Here is a 19,291-nt window from a genome sequence, read left to right as displayed (position 1 = left end):
GCGAGCATAGGACGCGTATGGAACGGGCAAAGTAAAAGATTGGCCCTCAGTCGGCTGATAGTCTTGGCCGCTGGTCGGGGCAGCACGCAGAAGCGTCGCTCTCAGCCCCGACGACACGTCATCCCCCACGGGGGACCGGCTGGAGGAGGTGGGGCTGCAATGGATCGAAGTCGACCGTGCAGTACCAACCGCTCTTCCGCTCCTCACCTCTCTTCGGTGATCTGAAGCCTTCTCGGTCAAGGCCCATGGCATTGCGCACGACGGAAGAGCACCCCTTTTTTGCCTGTCTGTAGCGAACGCCGTCATCGCGCCGCTGCGGTGCCGCCCGCTTTGCGGACGTGAGCACACGTCCCCATTCCGGGCTGTTCCACGTGCCCGACGACGGCCCTCCGTGAAGGAGCCAGCCATGTCGATGATCCGCGACCTGCGCGCCGCCGTGCGCCCATCCCTGCGCAAGAGCAACGCCCTGCACAACAGTTACGACGCCACCCGTGACCCGTCCGCCTCCAGCGCGGTCGTCGACTGCGCGGTCTATCGCGACGGACGGCGCGTGGAGACCGGCACCTGCCGCACGCCGCACGAGGCGATGCTCCAGGTGCGCGAGGAGGGCGGCTTCGCCTGGATCGGCCTGCACGAGCCGACCGAGGAGGAATTCGCCGGTATCGCCCGCGAGTTCGGCCTCCACCCGCTCGCCGTCGAGGACGCCGTCCACGCCCACCAGCGGCCGAAGCTGGAGCGGTACGACGACACTCTCTTCACCGTCTTCAAGACCATCCACTACGTCGAGCACACCGAGCTCACCGCGACCAGCGAGGTCGTCGAGACCGGCGAGGTGATGTGCTTCACCGGCCGGGACTTCGTCATCACCGTCCGGCACGGCGGCCACGGCTCGCTGCGCGCGCTGCGGCACCGGTTGCAGGACGACCCCGAACTGCTCGCCAAGGGGCCCTCCGCGGTCCTGCACTCCATCGCCGACCATGTCGTCGATGGCTACATCGCGGTGGCGGGCGCCGTCCAGGACGACATCGACGAGGTGGAGATCGAGGTCTTCTCCACCCCCGCCAAGGGCAGCCCGCGGGGCTCGGACGCGGGCCGGATCTATCAGCTCAAGCGCGAGGTCCTGGAGTTCAAGCGGGCAGTGTCACCGCTGCTGCGGCCGATGCAGCTGCTGAGCGAGCGGCCGATGCGGCTGATCGACCCCGACATCCAGAAGTACTTCCGCGACGTCGCCGACCACCTGGCGCGGGTGCACGAAGAGGTCATCGGCTTCGACGAACTGCTGAACTCGATCCTCCAGGCCAACCTGGCGCAGGCGACCGTCGCGCAGAACGAGGACATGCGCAAGATCACGTCCTGGGCGGCCATCGTCGCCGTACCGACGATGATCTGCGGCGTCTACGGCATGAACTTCAAGCACATGCCCGAGCTGGGCTGGAGGTACGGCTACCCGATGGTGCTGGGCGTCATCGGAGTGGTCTGCTTCTCCATCCACCGCACACTCAAGCGCAACGGCTGGCTCTAATAGAGTTCGGGTATGACTGCTGCTGCCGCTGACGTGCCGCTGGGCCGGGCTCTCGTCGAGGAGGCCACCAAGAAGTCGGGCCTCATCTGGGTGCGGGGCACCGGTCCCGCGCGGGCGCTGTGGCACGTGTGGCACGAGGGCGCGGTGTATCTGGTCGGCGACGGCCCCGGCGAGCAGCCGCTCCCGGCCGGTCTCGGCGACGGTTCCGCCGCCGAGGTGACCGTGCGCAGCAAGGACAAGGGCGGCCGGCTGGTCGCCTGGACGGCCGCCGTGGCGGAGCTCGCACCGCACTCCGAGGAGTGGGAGGCCGCCGTCGCCGAGCTCAAGGGCAAGCGGCTGAACGCACCGGACGCCGAACAGATGACGGAGCGGTGGGCGCGCGAATGCCGGGTGCTGCGGCTGACACCCGGCGAATACCGTACGGAACTGCCGGACGGCTCGCTGGCCGCCGCGCCTCTGCCGACGTCCGCGACCACGCGCCGGCCGGTGCCGGCCGGACTGCCGCGGCTGCTGAAGCGGGCACGCAAGGGCTGACCGGGGCAGGGCCTGTCCCGCCGCTGATCCGCCGGACAGACCCCCTGATCCGCCGGACAGGGCCACCTCCTGGACCGCGGGCCGCGCGGCCCGCTCTCAGGAGGACGTCTTGGGCAGCTGCCGCCCGTAGTCGACCGTGTCGCCCTTCGCCGGGGCCTCCAGCGTGAAGTCCTTGCCCCAGTCCGACAGCGTCACGATCCCCCCACCACCGCCGCGCGCGAAACGCAGCGGATACGGCGTGCCCTCCAGCGAGACGTCGAGCGTTCCGCCCTCGCCCTTGCCGCCCATGATCTGAACGGTCCGGGTCGGTCCGACCTTCTCCCGGTCGCCCTTGTTGAGGGTGCCGTGCAGCGTGAGCAACCCGTCGAGCAGGGTCTCCTTGTCCGTGAAACCGCGCAGCTGCTTGTACGTGGGGTCGTCCTCGGGCACCTTCACATACTTGTCCTGGAGCTTGTCCGCGGCCGCCCCGCCCGCGTCGCTGTCGGCGCCGGACTTCTCGTCGTGGCTCCAGAACCCCGAGTCCGCCTTCAGATAGAGCTCGTCACCGATCCGCAGCAGCTCGAAGGTGCTGTTCTTCGAGACGACGGAGCCGATGCCGCCCTTCTCCTTGAGCTGCATATTGAGCTTGTACGTGCCGCCCTTGCTGACCAGGGTCCCGGCGAGGCGCACCGCATCGGCGGACTCCGCTGCAGTCTGCGCCTTCTTCTCGACCTCCGTGGCGGCGAGCTTGCCGACGCCGTTGGTCCCCTTGTCCGGATCCTCGCCCCCGCACGCCGTGACAGCGGCGGTCAGCCCCGCGCAGAGCACAACAGCGAGGGCGGTCCGGCGGCGTCGGGCCCGGACGGGCGGAACGGAAGAGGTCACGGGCGCACTGCCTCTCATCTGCATGGCGGGGGTGGCAGACGGCAGCGTACCTGTGCCGTTCACACCTTCCGGCACAGAGCCGTACGGACGGATCCACCGGGGCAGCCCGGAGCGGTACGGGCTAGCCTGATCCCGTCATAACGGTTAATTAGCTGTCAAACGGACCGGGCAGAGAAGTCGTACACGGAAGAAGGAGGCGCACCATGGCGGCAGGCGCCCCCCGGATCTTCGTCTCGCACCTCGCCGGCGTCCCGGTCTTCGATCCCAACGGCGATCAGGTGGGCCGCCTCCGCGACCTGGTCGCGATGCTGCGGGTCGGTGGCCGGCCGCCCAGGTTGCTCGGCCTGGTCGTCGAGGTGCTCAGCCGCCGCCGGATCTTCCTCCCGATGACCCGGGTGACGGGGATCGAGTCCGGTCAGGTCATCACCACCGGTGTCGTCAACATGCGGCGCTTCGAACAGCGGCCCACCGAACGCCTGGTGCTCGGCGAGTTCCTCGACCGGCGGGTCCGCCTCGTGGAGACCGGCGAGGAGGTCACCATCCTCGATGTCTCCGTGTCGCAGCTCCCGGCCCGCCGCGACTGGGAGATCGACAAGTACTTCGTACGCAAGGGCAAGGGCGGGGCGCTGCGGCGCAAGGGCGAGACCCTGACGGTCGAATGGTCGGCGGTCAGTGGTTTCTCGCTGGAGGAGGACGGGCAGGGCGCCGAGTCCCTGGTCGCCACTTTCGAGCAGCTGCGCCCGACCGACGTGGCCAACGCGCTGCACCATCTGTCGCCGAAGCGACGGGCCGAGGTAGCGGCCGCGCTCGACGACGACCGGCTCGCCGACGTGCTGGAGGAGCTGCCCGAGGACGACCAGGTGGAGATCATCGGCAAGCTCCAGGAGGAGCGCGCCGCCGATGTCCTGGAGGCCATGGACCCGGACGACGCGGCCGACCTGCTGTCCGAACTCCCGGAGGAGGACAAGGAGCGGCTGCTGACCCTGATGCGTCCGGACGACGCGGCGGATGTGCGGCGCCTCATGTCGTACGCGGAACGGACCGCCGGCGGTCTGATGACCACCGAGCCGATCATTCTGCGGCCGGACGCGACGGTCGCCGACGCGCTCGCACGGGTCCGGCAGGCGGATCTGTCCCCCGCACTCGCCGCCCAGGTGTACGTGTGCCGCTCGCCGGACGAGACACCGACCGGCAAGTACCTGGGCACCGTGCACTTCCAGCGGCTGCTGCGGGATCCGCCGTACGCCCTGGTCAGCTCGATCGTCGACAGCGATCTGGTCCCCCTCACCCCGGATACCCCTTTGTCGGCCGTGACGAGCTATCTGGCCGCGTACAACCTGGTCTCGGTGCCGGTCGTGGACGAGAGCGGATCCCTGCTCGGCGCCGTGACCGTCGACGACGTACTCGACCACCTGCTGCCTGAGGACTGGCGGGAGACCGACCTCCACGGTGAGGAGGAGGTCGCACGTGGCCGGTGAGGACCGCACGAAGGGGACGCCGACGGGGGCCTCGGGCATCGCGCGCCCGCCCCGTTACCGGCTGGACCAGCCGAAGGCCCCGCGGCGGCGGCTGCTGCCCGCGTACGACCCCGAGACGTTCGGCCGGTTCTCCGAGCGGATCGCCCGCTTCCTGGGCACCTGGCGCTTCATCTCCTGGATGACGCTGGTCATCATCGTCTGGGTGCTGTGGAACGTCTTCGCGCCGACGGCATGGCGGTACGACCAGTACCCGTTCATCTTCCTGACGCTGATGCTCTCGCTCCAGGCCTCGTACGCGGCCCCGCTGATCCTGCTCGCGCAGAACCGGCAGGCCGACCGCGACCGGGTCACCTACGAGCAGGACCGCAAGCAGAACGAGCGCTCCATCGCGGACACCGAGTACCTCACCCGGGAGATCGCGGCACTGCGGATGGGGCTCGGCGAGGTCGCCACCCGCGACTGGATCCGCTCCGAACTGGAAGACCTCATGAGGGACCTGGACGACCGGCGTGCCCTATTCCCGGCCGAGAGTGACGAAGACCGCTGACGGGGCTACTCGCGCGTAGCAGCAGGCGCCGTAACATCGTCCATATGGCTACGGAAGACGCGGTGCTTGAGGCACTGGCGACAGTGAACGACCCGGAGATCCACCGCCCGATCACCGAACTCGGCATGGTGAAGTCGGTCGAGATCGATGCTGACGGTGCGGTCGCTGTCACGGTGTATCTCACGGTGTCCGGCTGCCCGATGCGCGAGACCATCACCAAGAACGTGACCGACGCGGTGGCGCAGGTCGAAGGCGTCACGCGCGTCGACGTCACGCTCGACGTGATGAGCGACGAACAGCGCAAGGAACTCGCGTCCTCGCTGCGCGGCGGTACGGCGGAGCGCGAGGTGCCGTTCGCCAAGCCCGGCTCGCTGACCCGGGTCTACGCGGTGGCATCCGGCAAGGGCGGCGTCGGCAAGTCGTCGGTCACGGTGAACCTGGCGGCCGCGATGGCGGCCGACGGCCTCAAGGTCGGTGTCGTGGACGCGGACATCTACGGGCACAGCGTGCCGCGGATGCTCGGCGCGGACGGCAAGCCGACCCAGGTCGAGAACATGATCATGCCGCCGTCGGCGCACGGCGTGAAGGTCATCTCCATCGGTATGTTCACCCCGGGCAACACCCCGGTGGTGTGGCGCGGACCGATGCTGCACCGAGCACTCCAGCAGTTCCTCGCCGATGTCTACTGGGGCGACCTGGACGTCCTGCTGCTCGACCTGCCGCCGGGCACCGGTGACATCGCGATCTCGGTGGCACAGCTCGTGCCGAACGCCGAGATCCTGGTCGTCACGACCCCGCAGCAGGCGGCGGCCGAGGTGGCCGAGCGGGCCGGCTCGATCGCCGTGCAGACCCACCAGAAGATCGTCGGTGTCGTCGAGAACATGTCGGGGCTTCCGTGCCCGCACTGCGACGAGATGGTCGATGTGTTCGGTACCGGCGGTGGCCGGAGGGTCGCCGAGGGCCTGACGAAGACGGTCGGCGCGGAGGTGCCGGTGCTCGGCTCCATCCCGATCGACGTACGGCTGCGCGAGGGTGGCGACGAGGGCAAGCCGGTCGTCCTGTCCGACCCCGACTCCCCGGCCGGCAAGGCACTCCGCACCATCGCGGACAAGCTGGGAGGCCGTCAGCGCGGCCTGTCGGGCATGTCGCTGGGAATCACCCCGCGCAACAAGTTCTGAGCGGGGACGAAGGCATCGCCGGACGGGCCTGATTTCCAGGCCCGTCCGGCGAGACCGAGCCCGGTCGGCGATTGAGGGCAAAGCGGCAACCGGCCATGACCGGTCACCGCTCCGCCCTACGCGTACGTCGCGATGTCGCCGACCACCGAGAACCCCAGCCCGTACGCGCTCATCCCCCGCCCGTACGCCCCGATGTGCACCCCGCCGTGCGCCGACCCCGCCAGCACCCAGCCGAACTCGGACTCGCGGTAGTGGAACCGCACCGGGACACCGTCCACCGGCAGCGACAGCGCCGACCATGCGGGACCGTCCAGATCGTCGGCGAGTTCGAACGCAGTCTCCGTCTGCTGGTCCAGCCAGTCATCACGCAGTGTGTGATCCATCTGCGGGGGCCATGTACAGGCGAGCAGGCCGGACCCGGCCAGCCAGGCCGCGGAGGAGACCGTGGTCGCGTCCAGAACCCCCGTACCGTCACCGCTGCCCCGCACCGGGCTGCTGGCCACCGTCACGACGACAGCGAATCGCTGCTTCTCGACACCCGAGTCGGCCCGTACCGACGGCTCGTCACCGTGCCCGATGGAACCGTGCTGCACAGTGCCGTCCGCCGCGGTGCCCACCTGCATCCGCCAACGCGGCCCGGTGAAGGCCTCGTCCAGTCCGTACCAGGGAAACGGAGCTGCCAGAAAACCGTCGACAGTACGCCGGGCCGCCGATACCCCCTCTGCGGTGACTGTGCTCGGCGCACCTTCCGCGCCCACCCGACTGGTCGTCTCCATCTGCCCGGCCGCCTCCTCGATCCCTTGCGTCCGGAGCGGCCCGCCCCCCACGGGCGTCCTCACAACCGGACAGATGGAGAATAGCCATACCGTCCGGACGAGCCGGGATTGACTGCTGTCAGGTGGCGTCTGCGTCGAACGGCGGCCGGTCGTCCTTCGCGGGCTGTTCACGCTTCTTGAGCAGGTCCGGAGTACCGGCGGAGCCGTTGGCCGCGGTGATCGCCGAGCCGCTCGACACGCCGCTCCGGGAGTCCGCGGACTCCACGGCCGCGTTCTCCCGGCCGTTCACCGCGTCGGTGACCTCGGCCAGATCCTTGCGCAGGTCGAAGCTCTCGCGGATCTCCTTCAGCCCCAGATCGTCATTGCCGTCCATGAGCTGCTTGCGGACGAATGTCTTGGGGTTGAGGTCCTCGAACTCGAAGTCCTTGAACTCCGGGCCGAGCTCCGTACGGATGTCCTCCTTGGCACTCTCCGAGAACTCACGGATCTTACGGATGAAGCGCGAGGCGTCCTGGATGACCTTGGGCAGCTTGTCCGGGCCGAAGATCAGCACGCCCAGGACCGCGAGCGTCACCAGCTCCAGTGGGCCTATGTCATTGAACACCCTGCTGCTCCTCGTGTTCTCCGCGACCAGGTCGGTTGTGGTCCGGACCCGGCCCACGGTACCGGTCCATACTGCCCGCGCGGTAGCGTCCCGCGGCTGTCACGTGCCGGTTGCCGAACCAAGAGTCAAAGAGATGGACAGGTCTTTACCACCACGGGTCAGGCCGAGGTCCAGACGGTCGCCGGGCCGGTGGGCGCGGATCTTCACGATCAGCTCCTCACCGCTGTGCACCCGCCTGCCGTCGACCTCGGTGATGACGTCCCCCGGCTTGATCCCGGCCTTGGCACCGGGCCCGTCGGGCGTCACCGCGGGCTTGCCGGCCGCACCCTTCGTACCGACCTTGGCGCCGTCCCCCGTGTACTTCATGTCCAACGTGACGCCGATCACCGGGTGGGTGGCCTTCCCCGTGTTGATCAGTTCCTCGGCGACCCGCTTGCCCTGGTTGATCGGAATGGCGAAGCCGAGACCGATGGAGCCTGCCTGTCCGCCCTCGGTGCTCGAACCGCTGTCGGCGGCACGGATGGCGCTGTTGATGCCTATGACATGGGCGTCGGTGTCGACGAGCGGACCGCCGGAGTTGCCCGGGTTGATCGGGGCATCGGTCTGCAGCGCGTCGACGTAACTGATGTCGCTGCCGTCGCCCTTCTCGCCGCCCGCGGTGATCGGCCGGTCCTTGGCGCTGATGATGCCGGAGGTCACGGTGTTGGACAGGTCGAAGGGTGCGCCGATGGCCACCACGGGGTCGCCGACCTGCACATTGTCGGAGTTGCCCAGCGGCAGCGGCTTGAGGCCGGAGACGCCGGTGACCTTGACCACGGCCAGGTCGTAGCCGCTGTCCTTGCCGACGACTTCGGCGCGCGCGGTCTCGCCGCCGCTGAACGTCACAGTGATCTCGCCGGAGGACCCGGCCGGGGCGACGACATGGTTGTTGGTGAGGATGTGGCCGGAGTTGTCGAGAACGAAGCCGGTGCCGGTGCCGGATTCGGTGGTGCCGCTGACGTGGAGAGTGACCACGCTGGGCAGGGCGCTGGCGGCGATGCCCGCGACGCTGTCGGGGGCCCGACCGCCGCTGTTGTGGCCGGTCTGCGGAAGCTCGACCTGGGTCAGGCCGCCGTTGCGCTCGATGTAGGCGCCGATGCCGCCGCCGATGCCGCCCGCCACCAGTGCGAGCAGCACCGCACCGACGAGGAGGGAGCCGCGGCGATTCTTCTTGCGGCCGCCGTCGGCCCCGAGCGGCGGACCCGGATTGGTCAGCGGCTGCCGGGGCGCCCCCCAAGGGTCGTACTGGAGCCACTGCGTCGACTGCGGCTGCTGCTGAGGCGGGGGCGTGAAGCCGGGGGCGGGTGAGGTGGGGATGCCGGCGCCGTTCGTACCCGCGTACTGCGGGGGTACGGGGGTGCCGTGTGCCGGGGTCGGGACCGGTCGCTGTACGGGTGGTGCGGGCGCCCAGGGGCCGGGTCCACCGTACGGCGGGGTGCTGTACTGATCGGGCTCGTGCAGTGGCACCACGGGCTGCGTGGCCGCTACGGGCTCGGGTGCGGGCGGGGATGACACCGACTCGGGTGCCGACGGCCGAGGGGGCGCGTCGGCTGTGTGTGCTTCCGTCACACCCGTCGCGCCAGTCACATCGACCGTGGGCGCCGCGTCCTCGACGGGGATCGGCTCGTCCGGAGCAGTGCGGATGGTGCCTCCCGCCGTGGGCCGGCTCCACCACTTCGCCTTCGGCCCGGTGGACTTCCCGTCTTCCATGCTCTCCCCGCAACTGCCGCGTCTGGCCTCTGCACGCCCCGGCAGGGGCGTCCGTCCCGGAATTCCTCCCGGAATTCAACCAGGTTTGCGAATGTCTGCGCAGACCCCGGCGCAGACCCCGGTCAGCGCCGGGAGGAAAGCGGAAGACTGCGATCGGCGGGGGTGGGGAGGGCCGAGGCCGACGGCGGTGTCCAGGACGGTGGCGCGGAGGGCTCCGGGGGCTGTGAGGACATTTGTCCGAGCACCTTGGCGAAGAGCGGGGTGGTGCCGGTCGGGCGTATCAGCGGTGGAGCGGACACATTGGTCAGAACCTGAACGGCGAAGGTGTTCCCCGCGAGACTTCCCGTGGAGAGCAACGCGGGAGCGGTGGAAGGCACCGCCGGTGTGGCCTCCGGCACGGGGGGTGGTGGGGCAGCGGCAGCGGTCGAGCGGTCGCCCGCCTCCGTAGCGGAAAGGGTGCCCTGGCTGCCACCGCCGCGGCGGCTCACCGAGCTGCCGCTCTCGCTGCGGGATGCGGTGTCGAGCGGGTTCACGGTGTTTCCGGCGCCCGCGGCCCGGGCCGGGGAGCTGGGACCCGCCCCCGTCGGCAGGGCACCGCCCAGGGCGATGGCCGCCAGCGATACGGCGCTGGCCGCTGCGAAGGCGAACCTCCGGCCGCGCCACGGCGACCGGTCTCCCTCACGGCCGACCTCATGGATCCGGAAGCCCGAACGGGAGGGGCCACCCGGCAGTACGGCGGTCGAGCCGTGCGGGGCCGGGAGGAAGCCAAAACTCCCCAGTGGCGAATTCCCCCGCGAATCCGTGCGGCTCCCGGGCGGCTGGATCATGGGGAGGAGTCCGTCGGCGAAGCGCCCGGAGCCGCCGAATGGTTTCCCCCGGTTGTCGTCGTCACCCCCCGGTCCCCCGGGAAGGCCCTGCAGCCGGGCGAGGAATCCCTCGGACGGCGAAGGCGGGGCCGACTGCGCGAAGACACTCTTCAGGCGCCGCTGGGCGGCAGCCTCGGCCTTGCACTTGGCGCAGGTCGCGAGGTGGGCGAGCACCCGCTCTCGGGCGTCGTGTTTCAGCTCACCGTCGACAAGCGCGGCGAGCCGGTCCCCCAGGTGTTGTTCCGCGGGGGTCGGAACTGTGCCACTCACGCCGTTCCGCCCTCCCCTGCCAGGATCGCGCCCGCCAGCGAGCGCTGCTCGGCACGGGCCTCGGGCGAACGGTGCTGCAGCGCCTTGCGCAGATGCGAGCGACCGCGGTGGATACGGCTACGCACGGTACCGAGCTTCACGCCCAGCGTCGCGGCGATCTCCTCGTACGAGAGGCCCTCGATGTCACAGAGCACGACAGCGGCACGGAATTCGGGCGCAAGGGTGTCCAGCGCCTGCTGCACATCCGCGTCGAAGTGGGTGTCGTTGAAGACCTGCTGCGGGGACGGTTCACGGCTCGGCAGCCGCTCGGCGGCATCGTCGCCGAGGGAGTCGAAGCGGATCCGCTGCTTACGACGGACCATGTCCAGGAACAGGTTGGTCGTGATGCGGTGCAGCCAGCCCTCGAAGGTGCCCGGCGTATAGGTCGACAGCGACCGGAACACGCGTACGAAGACCTCCTGTGTGAGGTCCTCCGCATCGTGCTGGTTGCCCGTCAGCCGGTAGGCAAGGCGATAGACACGACCACTGTGCGTGCTGACGATCTCTTCCCATGAGGGCGGCGTCCACGCCTGGGAGTTCGCATCTGAGGCGAAGGTCGCGGTCGGTGCGGATTCGTTGGAAGAACGGTCAGCGATGTTGGTCACGGATTTCGGCTCACCCGCCGACCTGAGAAAGCGCCGCAGCACTCCTCCCCGATCCACAGGCGCAGCCGCACCTCCCCTATCGGCTCTGGTGGTGTCCAGTGGAGCCCCTACCATAGCCACCTCGCCCGTTAGCTCCGGATAAGCCTTTTTCCTGCTGGGGCCGGGGGTCACCCCGGGAACCGCCGGCCCGTGTCTCCCGGACCCGATCTGCGGGCCGGTTCCACGGGCTTTCCCCTGCCCCTGGATAACGCCCGGTCCCATCTGCGGGTTCCCGGGTGCAGCGGATACAGTCACCGTTGCGCCAACTACGGGGACAGGAGAGGGTCATTACCGCCAACCGGCAGACGAGCTGGGCGTTCGCCGACGCCTTTGTCGCCGAGGACGAAGCATTGCGCTGGGCCCGGGACCGGGCTCGGGAGGCAGGGCTCCGCTCGGTGTCGCCAGGTACCGGCGCCGCGCTGCGCTTGCTCGCTGCCACGACGGACGCCAAAGCGGTGGCCGAGATCGGCACCGGGACCGGCGTGTCCGGACTCTATCTACTGCACGGCATGCGGCCCGACGGAGTGCTGACCACGGTCGATCCGGAGCCCGAGCGCCAGCAGTTCGCCCGTGAGGCGTTCCGGGCCGCGGGGTTCGCCGCCAATCGGGCCCGCTTCATTCCCGGCCGTGCCCTGGACGTACTGCCGCGGCTCGCGGACGGCGGATACGACCTGGTCTTCTGCGACGGCGACCGGCTGGAGAGCCTGGACTGCCTCGCTGAATCGTTGCGCCTGCTGCGACCTGGTGGCCTGGTCTGCTTCGAGGGTGTCTTCGCGGACGGCCGTACGGTCGACTCGGCGGCGCAGCCCGCGGAGGTGCTGCGACTGCGGGAGCTGCTGCGTGCGGTGCGGGAGAGCCAGGAGCTGATGGCGACGTTGCTGCCGGTGGGCGACGGGTTGCTGTGCGCGGTTCGGCGGGGCTGAGGGGCCGGCGGGGTGCAGGGTTCTTGCCCCGTGTCCCCCCGCGCCTGGGGCAGCCGGGTGTCCTCAATCGCCGGACGGGCTTGATTCTGTTGAGTGTGAACGCATCACTGCCCCGGCACGGACACCGTGCCGGGGCAGTGATGAAGTGTGGGCGCCTCTGCTCAGCCGACGACCTTCTTGAGGGCATCGCCGAGTGCATCGGCCTCGTCCGGAGTCAGCTCCACAACAAGCCGACCGCCGCCTTCGAGCGGAACGCGCATGACGATGCCCCGCCCCTCCTTTGTCACCTCGAGCGGGCCGTCGCCCGTCCGCGGCTTCATGGCCGCCATGCTCGTTCCCCTTCCTGAAACCAGCTCATCACAACCGGCGGCCCCATGACAGGCGCTGTGTCACCGGCATCGAACACATTGCTTCCAGGCCATTATCCCGCATCACAGACCCCAATGACCAACATCGGTCTGCATCGCTTGCGCAACGCGCTCTCTCAAAACCACCCAATTCGGCGATCCAGCTGCGATACTCCGTCCCCTTCACCCCTCCATCGGGGCGCAATTGTTAGACGCACGTCACATGTTCGCTCCCGCCCGAGTCGGCCATGCTTGCCTGGACAGGCATTGCCCAAGGTGCAGAGGGGACAGCGAAATGGCCGACCAGATGGCGGACAGCGTGCTCTACGAAGTGAGCGACGGACTCGCGACCATCACGATCAACCGTCCCGACGCGATGAACGCCATGAACACCCCGGCCAAGGTGGCGCTCCGTGACGCGCTGAAGTCCGCGGCGGCCGACACCGCCGTACGGGCCGTTCTGCTCACCGCGACCGGGCGCGCCTTCTGCGTCGGCCAGGATCTGAAGGAGCACGTCGGCAAGCTCGACGAGGCCCGTGGGTCCGGCGGCGGCAACGCGCTGAGCACCGTGCAGGAGCACTACAACCCGATCGTGCGGGCCATCACCGAGATGCCCAAGCCGGTCGTCGCCGGGGTCAACGGTGTCGCAGCCGGTGCCGGTTTCGGGTTCGCGCTCGCCTGCGACTACCGGGTGGTCGCCGACACCGCCTCGTTCAGCACCTCGTTCGCCGGGGTCGCCCTCACCGCCGACTCGGGCGTCTCCTGGACACTGCCCCGCCTGATCGGGCAGAGCCGCGCCGCCGACCTGCTGCTCTTCCCGCGCTCGATCTCCGCGCAGGACGCCCATGAGCTGGGCATCGTGAACAGGCTGGTGCCCGCCGCCGACCTGGCCGCGGAGGCCGCCGCCGTGGCCCGCGCCCTGGCGTCCGGTCCCACGGTGGCGTACGCGGCGCTGAAGGAGTCCCTGGCCTACGGTGCCGGTCACACGCTGAGCGAGGCGCTGGAGAAGGAGAACGAGCTCCAGACGAAGGCGGGCGCGTCCGAGGACCACACGATCGCGGTGCAGGCGTTCCTGAACAAGGAGAAGCCGAAGTACCTCGGCCGGTAGCCGCCGGCGCAGGTCTACGCCCCGGTGCCGCGCGCCACGCAGTCGGCCAGGTGGTCGTCGACCAGGCCGCAGGCCTGCATCAGGGCGTAGGCCGTCGTGGGTCCGACGAAGCGCAGACCGCGCTTCTTGAGGTCCTTGGCCAGTGCCGTGGACTCCGCGGTGACCGCGGGAACGTCGCCGACGGTGCGCGGGGCGGGGCGGCCGGCCGGGTCGGGGGCGTAGGACCAGATCAGCTCGTCCAGCTCGCCGGCGCGCCAGCCGGCCAGCACCTTGGCGTTGGCGAGGGTCGCGTCGATCTTCGCCCGGTTGCGGATGATGCCGGCGTCGGCGAGGAGGCGCTCCTTGTCGGCGTCGGTGAACTCCGCAACCGCGGGGATCTTGAACCCGGCGAAGGCGGAGCGGAAGCCCTCCCGGCGGCGCAGGATCGTCAGCCAGGAAAGGCCCGACTGGAAGGCCTCCAGGCAGAGCCGTTCGAAGAGAGCGTCGTCGCCGTGGACGGGGCGGCCCCATTCGGTGTCGTGGTACGTGAGGTAGTCCTCGGTGGAGAGCCCCCACGGGCAGCGCAGACCGCCGTCCGTGGCCGCTTCCGCGCCGCCGCTCATCGCTGGGGCTCCTCTCCGGGGTGCTCTGTCCGCTGCGGGTCCTGCTGGTGTTCCTGTCGGGGCGCCTCCCACGGCGCTCTCGGACGGTCCCCCGGCCGCTCCCGCGTCAGCTGCGGCCGGTCCTGCGGCCGCTTGAGGAGGTCAGGGCCGCCGACTGCGGTCGCCTGCGCTCCGGCCAGCGCCGACTGCAGTTCCGCGATCCGCGCGTCCCGCTCGGCGAGCTCGGCGCCGAGCCGGCCGAGCGCCTCGTCGACATCCGTCATGCGGTAGCCGCGTACGGCCACCGGCAGCCGCAGTGCCTCGACATCCGCGCGGCCGACCGGGCGCGTCGCGGGCAGCGGGTCGGTCAGCTGCTCGGGCGCCACGTCCTGCAGGACGGCGCTCTTCCCCCCGCCGACCACCGCGAGGGTGACCGCGGCCACGACCACCACCATCGCCAGCAGCAAGAACCAGAACACGTGCATCTCCCCGGGAGCGGAAACCTGTCCGGGTCCGATCGTGCCATGCGGTACCGACAGTTAGGGTCGCAGGCGACCCACCGGGCGATCTACCAGAGGAGAAACACGGGATGCGAAGCGGTGCGCTCAGGCTGGGGCGGCGTGAATTCGGTGCGCACGAGCCGGTGATCATGGCGATCGTGAACCGCACCCCGGACTCCTTCTACGACCAGGGCGCGACGTTCCGGGACGAGCCGGCGCTGGCCCGGGTCGAGCAGGCGATCGCGGACGGCGCGGCGATCGTCGACATCGGGGGTGTGAAGGCGGGCCCCGGTGAAGAGGTGACCGCCGAGGAAGAGGCCCGTCGCACGGTGGGGTTCGTCGCGGAGGTGCGGCGCCGCCACCCGGATGTGGTGATCAGCGTCGACACCTGGCGCCACGATGTCGGCGAGGCGGTCTGCGAGGCCGGTGCAGATGTGCTGAACGACGCGTGGGGCGGCGTCGACCCGAAGCTCGCAGAGGTCGCCGCGCGGTACGGCGCCGGTCTGGTGTGTACGCACGCGGGCGGCGCCGAGCCGCGGACCCGGCCGCACCGGATCGCGTACGACGACGTGATGGCGGACATCCTGCGGGTGACACTGGGGCTGGCCGAGCGGGCGGTCGGACTCGGGGTGCGGCCGGACGGGATCGTGATCGACCCCGGTCATGACTTCGGGAAGAACACCCGGCATTCGCTGGAGGCGACGCGTCGGCTCGGCGAGATGGCGGAGACCGGCTGGCCGGTCCTCGTATCGCTGTCCAACAAGGACTTCGTCGGTGAGACGCTCGACCGGCCGGTGAAGGAACGGGTGATCGGGACGCTGGCGACGACGGCCGTGTCCGCGTGGCTGGGGGCGCAGGTGTACCGGGTGCACGAGGTGGCGGAGACGCGGCAGGTGCTGGACATGGTGGCGTCCATCGCGGGGCACCGGGAGCCGGCGGTGGCACGGAGGGGGCTGGCGTAGCCGGGGCGTGAGGTGGCGGGGCGGGCAGGTCGCCTGCGGCGGGCCTTGCCGAAACCGGGGCTCCGCCCCGGCCCCCGCTCCTCAATCGCCGGAGGGGCTTGAACTACCGGCCGACCTCCTTGGTCACGAGGTTGACCGCCTCGTCCACGTCGTCCGTGACGTGGAACAGCAGCAGGTCGTGCTCGGACGCCTTGCCCTGCGCCACCACCGTGTCCCGCAGCCAGTCCACGAGCCCGCTCCAGTACGCGGTGCCGAACAGCACGATCGGGAAGCGGGTGACCTTGCCCGTCTGGACGAGGGTGAGGGCCTCGAAGAGTTCGTCCAGGGTGCCGAGGCCGCCGGGCAGAACGACAAATCCCTGAGCATACTTCACGAACATCGTTTTTCGGACAAAGAAGTAGCGGAAGTTCACGCCGATATCGACGTGCGGGTTGAGGCCGGACTCGAAGGGCAGCTCGATACCGAGGCCGACCGAGACGCCCTTCGCCTCCCGCGCCCCCTTGTTCGCCGCCTCCATGGCTCCGGGGCCGCCTCCGGTGATCACCGCGAAGCCGGCCTCGACCAGGGCCTTGCCGATCCTTACGCCCGCCTCGTAGTCCGGCCCGCCGGCCGGGGTGCGGGCCGAGCCGAAGACGCTGATGGCGCTCGGCAGCTCGGCGAGGGCTCCGAATCCCTCGACGAACTCCGACTGGATGCGCATCACCCGCCATGGGTCGGTGTGCACCCACTCGGAGTCGCCCTCGGTGTCCAGCAGCCGCTGATCGGTGGTGCCGGGCTGTACCTGGTCCCTGCGGCGCAGTACCGGGCCCTGCCGCTGCTCCTCGGGGACGTGCGCTCCCTCGGGGTTGCCCATGACCTGCTCCCTCCGACGACGATCGATGACCATCTGTGTCAGGTCAGGGTAGATCGGCGGAGGTTACGGACAGGGGAATACCGCGGGTCAGCTGGTGAGCCAGGAGCGGAGCCGCTCCTCGCAGTGGGTGATCCGGGCGACCGCCACATGCTCGTTGCGCTTGTGCGCGAGGAGCGGGTCACCGGGTCCGTAGTTCACCGCGGGGACGCCGAGGGAGCTGAAGCGGGAGACGTCGGTCCAGCCGAACTTGGGGTGGGCGGTGCCGCCGACCGCCGCCATGAACGCCTTGGCAGCCGGGTGGGAGAGACCGGGCATGGCCGCGCCCGAGTGGTCGTCGACGATGAATTCGACGACGCCGCAGTCCGCGAAGACCTCGTGGACGTGGGCCAGCGCCTCCTCGGCGGTGCGGTCGGGGGCGTACCGGTAGTTGACGACGACGGTGCACGCGTCCGGGATGACGTTGTTGGCGACGCCCCCCTCGATCCGTACGGCGTTGAGACCCTCGCGGAATTCGAGACCGTCGATGACCGGGCGGCGCGGTTCGTATGCGGCGAGGCGGGCGAGGACCGGGGCGGCGGCGTGGATGGCGTTGGACCCCATCCAGCTGCGGGCGGAGTGGGCCCGCTCCCCCTCGGTGCGGAGGAAGACCCGCAGGGTGCCCTGGCAGCCGCCCTCGACCTGGCCGTCGGTGCCCTCCAGGAGGACCGCGAAGTCTCCGGCGAGCCACTCGGGGTGGGCGTCGGCCACGTGGCCGAGACCGTTGAGGTGCGCGGCGACCTCTTCGTTGTCGTAGAACACGAAGGTGAGGTCGCGGTTGGGCTCGGGCAAGGTCGCGGCGATCCTCAGCTGAACGGCGACGCCCGACTTCATGTCGGAGGTGCCGCAGCCCCACAGCACACCGTCGTCGTCGAGCCGGGACGGCACATTGTCGGCGATCGGCACGGTGTCGATGTGTCCGGCGAGCACGACCCGCTCGGCACGGCCCAGGTTCGTCCGGGCCACGACGTTGTTGCCGTGCCGGTCGACGGTCAGATGCGGGAGGGTGCGCAGCGCCGACTCGATCGCGTCGGCGAGCTCCTCCTCCTGACCGCTGACCGACGGGAAGTCGACGAGCCGGGCGGTGAGCGCCGGGCCGTCCAGGGTGAGGTCAAGGGTGCTTTCGGGCATGGAACCGACCCTAAAGGACTGGGCCCTCGGCCCCGGCCGGGCACTCCAGTACGGTGGCTCCGTGCCCCGGACCGTCTCCCCCGCCCGCCGACACACCGGCCGCAGCCGCCTCTTCCGCATCGCGGCTGCTTTTGTCGTGCTCGCCGCACTGGGCGGCTATCTGACCGTGCAGTACATAACCGCCAGCAAGGTCACCGAAGGGTGCACCGTGGAGTCCGCCGACGGTTCGGCCGGCCAGGGCCGTACGTATCGGATGAGCCCGGAGCAGGCTTCGAACGCCGCGACGATCTCCGCGGTCGGCACCTCGCGCGGGATGCCGGAGCGGGCGGTGACGATCGCGCTGGCGACCGCGTTGCAGGAGTCCGGGCTGCGCAACATCGAGCACGGGGACCGGGACTCGCTGGGGCTGTTCCAGCAGCGTCCTTCGCAGGGCTGGGGCACCGAGAAGCAGATCCTGGACCCGGTCTACTCCGCGGGGGAGTTCTACCGGCATCTGGCCGAGGTCCCCGGCTATTCACGGCTGCCGCTGACGGTCGCCGCGCAGCGGGTCCAGCGCAGCGGTTTCCCGCAGGCGTACGCGAAACACGAGCCGGATGCGGCATTGCTGGCGGCAGCGCTGACCGGCCGTACGCCTGCCTCGCTGAACTGCACGCCGCCGCGGACGACGGCTGCGACGGCCGATGCGGCGAAGGTGCGGGCGGAGCTGGTCCGCGCCTTCGGCAAGGATGTACTGCCCGCGAAGAAGCCGTCACCGGAGGACGGGAAGGCCGCGGCCGGTGCGCCTGCGACGAGCACGGTCTCGGTGCCGGTGCGGGCGGCCCGCGCCTCCGGGGGCGACGACTCGGCGCGGCGCGGCTGGGAGCTCGCGCACTGGGCGGTCGCGCAGTCCGAGGCCCTCCGCCTGGACGAGGTCGCGTACGCGGGCCGGGTCTGGAAGGCCGGGTCGGGCTGGCGGACGGAGCGTACGGAATCGGGCACCACCGAAGTCCGTATGGGACTCGCGCACTAGTACGGGCGGTCACCCGAAGGCGTTATCCGGCCGGCACGAAACGCCCCCTGGCGCGACACCCCCCGCCGCCCCTCCGCGATTCCTCACTTCCCTTGCGGGCAAAGGGAAGTGACGGTTCATCGGGCCATCCGGGAATGCGGCGTCTGCCCGGGTTCCTCCGTTGTGGATTATGTGACGCATTACCGACTCTTTGCCTCGGCCCACCGCAACCTCCCCCGCCCTTACGACGGTTGTCATTGCGTCCGGTCAACGGACAGACAGATTCCTCATCCCGTCGAAGGAGCATCATGTCCCTCCCCCTGACCCGCCGGATCGCCCGTGCCGCGCTGCTGATCGCCGCGGGCGCAGCCCCTGTGGTCGGTGCGGCCGGTGCCGCAGGTGCCGCGGAGCTCCCGCAGGCCCCGGAGCTCGGCGGTCTGACCACCGTCGACGGCGACGGCCTCGGCAAGACGGTCGACGGCGCGTCCCAGCAGGGCACCGAGGCGGCGGGCGAAACCGGCGGCAAGATCGTCGGGACGACCCTCCCGGTCGCGGGCACGACCGTCGGCAAGGCCGGCGCCCAGGCCGCCCCCACCGTGCAGAACGCCGCCGGCGATGCCGCAGGCAGCGCGGGCAAGGTCCTGGGCGGCGCCGCCGGTGCCGCGCCCCAGGCCGGCTTGCCCATGCAGGGCCTGCCGATCGGCTGACCCGATCCGTCGGCACATCACACGCGAGGGGCCTCGGGGGGGGGGGCGGCCGAGGGGCACCGAGGGTGATGTGTTTTGTCTCCA

At 70.2% G+C, this 19,291-nt stretch carries 21 protein-coding genes; 10 read left to right on the top strand and 11 right to left on the bottom strand.

What is annotated here, in order from left to right:
• Positions 1 to 406: 406 nt before the first annotated feature.
• Both ACZ7IB_RS04105 and ACZ7IB_RS04100 read left to right on the top strand, forming a co-directional pair.
• On the top strand, positions 407 to 1,522 hold the full coding sequence (locus tag ACZ7IB_RS04105) for a magnesium and cobalt transport protein CorA (protein ID WP_470909003.1): 1,116 nt from the start codon (positions 407 to 409) through the stop codon (positions 1,520 to 1,522).
• Positions 1,523 to 1,534: 12 nt separating this feature from the next.
• Positions 1,535 to 2,056, top strand: coding sequence for a hypothetical protein (locus ACZ7IB_RS04100; RefSeq protein ID WP_470909001.1), 522 nt, complete (start codon positions 1,535 to 1,537; stop codon positions 2,054 to 2,056).
• A gap of 96 nt (positions 2,057 to 2,152) precedes the next feature.
• Here ACZ7IB_RS04100 and ACZ7IB_RS04095 read toward each other — a convergent pair whose 3' ends face one another.
• Complete coding sequence (locus tag ACZ7IB_RS04095) at positions 2,153 to 2,920, bottom strand: hypothetical protein (RefSeq protein WP_470908999.1); 768 nt, start codon at positions 2,918 to 2,920, stop codon at positions 2,153 to 2,155.
• Positions 2,921 to 3,123: 203 nt separating this feature from the next.
• Here ACZ7IB_RS04095 and ACZ7IB_RS04090 point away from each other — a divergent pair, with 203 nt between their 5' ends.
• The 3 genes from ACZ7IB_RS04090 to ACZ7IB_RS04080 are packed head-to-tail and all read left to right on the top strand — an operon-like array spanning position 3,124 to position 6,123.
• Complete coding sequence (locus ACZ7IB_RS04090) at positions 3,124 to 4,398, top strand: magnesium transporter MgtE N-terminal domain-containing protein (RefSeq protein ID WP_470908997.1); 1,275 nt, start codon at positions 3,124 to 3,126, stop codon at positions 4,396 to 4,398.
• Positions 4,388 to 4,945 carry a DUF1003 domain-containing protein gene (locus tag ACZ7IB_RS04085; RefSeq protein WP_470908995.1) on the top strand — a complete coding sequence of 186 codons (558 nt, stop codon included), beginning with the start codon at positions 4,388 to 4,390 and terminating at the stop codon, positions 4,943 to 4,945. Before ACZ7IB_RS04090 ends, ACZ7IB_RS04085 begins: the two co-directional genes overlap by 11 nt.
• A 44-nt stretch (positions 4,946 to 4,989) precedes the next feature.
• Positions 4,990 to 6,123 carry an Mrp/NBP35 family ATP-binding protein gene (locus tag ACZ7IB_RS04080; RefSeq protein ID WP_470908993.1) on the top strand — a complete coding sequence of 378 codons (1,134 nt, stop codon included), beginning with the start codon at positions 4,990 to 4,992 and terminating at the stop codon, positions 6,121 to 6,123.
• A 116-nt stretch (positions 6,124 to 6,239) separates the two neighbouring features.
• Here ACZ7IB_RS04080 and ACZ7IB_RS04075 read toward each other — a convergent pair whose 3' ends face one another.
• From ACZ7IB_RS04075 to sigE, 5 genes are all read right to left on the bottom strand, one after another.
• Positions 6,240 to 6,899, bottom strand: a complete 660-nt coding sequence (locus ACZ7IB_RS04075; protein ID WP_470908991.1) for a hypothetical protein — start codon at positions 6,897 to 6,899, stop codon at positions 6,240 to 6,242.
• Positions 6,900 to 7,017: 118 nt separating this feature from the next.
• Positions 7,018 to 7,503 (bottom strand): sec-independent translocase, encoded by a 486-nt coding sequence (locus tag ACZ7IB_RS04070; protein ID WP_470908989.1) that lies wholly within the window; start codon positions 7,501 to 7,503, stop codon positions 7,018 to 7,020.
• 99 nt (positions 7,504 to 7,602) lie between these two features.
• Entirely contained in the window at positions 7,603 to 9,252 is a 1,650-nt protein-coding gene (locus ACZ7IB_RS04065; RefSeq protein ID WP_470908987.1) for a S1C family serine protease, read from the bottom strand.
• 122 nt (positions 9,253 to 9,374) lie between these two features.
• Positions 9,375 to 10,388, bottom strand: a complete 1,014-nt coding sequence (locus tag ACZ7IB_RS04060; RefSeq protein ID WP_470908985.1) for a zf-HC2 domain-containing protein — start codon at positions 10,386 to 10,388, stop codon at positions 9,375 to 9,377.
• Positions 10,385 to 11,146, bottom strand: a complete 762-nt coding sequence (gene sigE, locus ACZ7IB_RS04055; protein WP_401993462.1) for an RNA polymerase sigma factor SigE — start codon at positions 11,144 to 11,146, stop codon at positions 10,385 to 10,387. The genes ACZ7IB_RS04060 and sigE overlap by 4 nt, the downstream gene beginning before the upstream one ends.
• A gap of 182 nt (positions 11,147 to 11,328) precedes the next feature.
• Here sigE and ACZ7IB_RS04050 point away from each other — a divergent pair, with 182 nt between their 5' ends.
• Complete coding sequence (locus ACZ7IB_RS04050) at positions 11,329 to 11,994, top strand: O-methyltransferase (protein ID WP_266358193.1); 666 nt, start codon at positions 11,329 to 11,331, stop codon at positions 11,992 to 11,994.
• 161 nt (positions 11,995 to 12,155) lie between these two features.
• On the opposite strand, the gene ACZ7IB_RS04045 is transcribed toward ACZ7IB_RS04050, so the two are convergent.
• Positions 12,156 to 12,323, bottom strand: coding sequence for a DUF3117 domain-containing protein (locus tag ACZ7IB_RS04045; RefSeq protein ID WP_003966491.1), 168 nt, complete (start codon positions 12,321 to 12,323; stop codon positions 12,156 to 12,158).
• Positions 12,324 to 12,636: 313 nt separating this feature from the next.
• Here ACZ7IB_RS04045 and chcB point away from each other — a divergent pair, with 313 nt between their 5' ends.
• The gene (chcB, locus tag ACZ7IB_RS04040) at positions 12,637 to 13,449 is read left to right on the top strand and encodes a 2-cyclohexenylcarbonyl CoA isomerase (RefSeq protein WP_470908982.1); all 813 of its coding nucleotides are present in this window, start codon (positions 12,637 to 12,639) and stop codon (positions 13,447 to 13,449) included.
• A 14-nt stretch (positions 13,450 to 13,463) separates the two neighbouring features.
• On the opposite strand, the gene ACZ7IB_RS04035 is transcribed toward chcB, so the two are convergent.
• Both ACZ7IB_RS04035 and ACZ7IB_RS04030 read right to left on the bottom strand, forming a co-directional pair.
• Complete coding sequence (locus tag ACZ7IB_RS04035) at positions 13,464 to 14,051, bottom strand: DNA-3-methyladenine glycosylase I (RefSeq protein ID WP_470908980.1); 588 nt, start codon at positions 14,049 to 14,051, stop codon at positions 13,464 to 13,466.
• Positions 14,048 to 14,509: a hypothetical protein gene (locus ACZ7IB_RS04030; protein ID WP_470908978.1), complete on the bottom strand. Its 462-nt coding sequence runs from the start codon at positions 14,507 to 14,509 to the stop codon at positions 14,048 to 14,050. The genes ACZ7IB_RS04035 and ACZ7IB_RS04030 overlap by 4 nt, the downstream gene beginning before the upstream one ends.
• Before the next feature lie 110 nt (positions 14,510 to 14,619).
• Between ACZ7IB_RS04030 and folP the strand changes: the two genes are divergently transcribed.
• Entirely contained in the window at positions 14,620 to 15,492 is an 873-nt protein-coding gene (folP, locus tag ACZ7IB_RS04025) for a dihydropteroate synthase (RefSeq protein WP_470908976.1), read from the top strand.
• A gap of 103 nt (positions 15,493 to 15,595) precedes the next feature.
• Here the strand turns inward: folP and ACZ7IB_RS04020 are convergent, their stop codons facing one another.
• Both ACZ7IB_RS04020 and dapE read right to left on the bottom strand, forming a co-directional pair.
• The gene (locus ACZ7IB_RS04020) at positions 15,596 to 16,345 is read right to left on the bottom strand and encodes an LOG family protein (protein ID WP_383967892.1); all 750 of its coding nucleotides are present in this window, start codon (positions 16,343 to 16,345) and stop codon (positions 15,596 to 15,598) included.
• A gap of 87 nt (positions 16,346 to 16,432) precedes the next feature.
• Positions 16,433 to 17,512: a succinyl-diaminopimelate desuccinylase gene (gene dapE, locus ACZ7IB_RS04015; protein ID WP_470908974.1), complete on the bottom strand. Its 1,080-nt coding sequence runs from the start codon at positions 17,510 to 17,512 to the stop codon at positions 16,433 to 16,435.
• A 61-nt stretch (positions 17,513 to 17,573) separates the two neighbouring features.
• Here dapE and ACZ7IB_RS04010 point away from each other — a divergent pair, with 61 nt between their 5' ends.
• Both ACZ7IB_RS04010 and ACZ7IB_RS04005 read left to right on the top strand, forming a co-directional pair.
• On the top strand, positions 17,574 to 18,521 hold the full coding sequence (locus tag ACZ7IB_RS04010) for a hypothetical protein (protein ID WP_470909506.1): 948 nt from the start codon (positions 17,574 to 17,576) through the stop codon (positions 18,519 to 18,521).
• A gap of 287 nt (positions 18,522 to 18,808) precedes the next feature.
• Complete coding sequence (locus ACZ7IB_RS04005; RefSeq protein WP_470908972.1) at positions 18,809 to 19,207, top strand: ATP-binding protein; 399 nt, start codon at positions 18,809 to 18,811, stop codon at positions 19,205 to 19,207.
• Positions 19,208 to 19,291 lie beyond the last annotated feature (84 nt).

It is taken from the genome of Streptomyces sp. NPDC037301 (assembly GCF_055602785.1).
The sequence above is the reverse complement of the archived record's forward strand: the minus strand, read 5'-3'. Positions and strand labels throughout refer to the sequence as shown.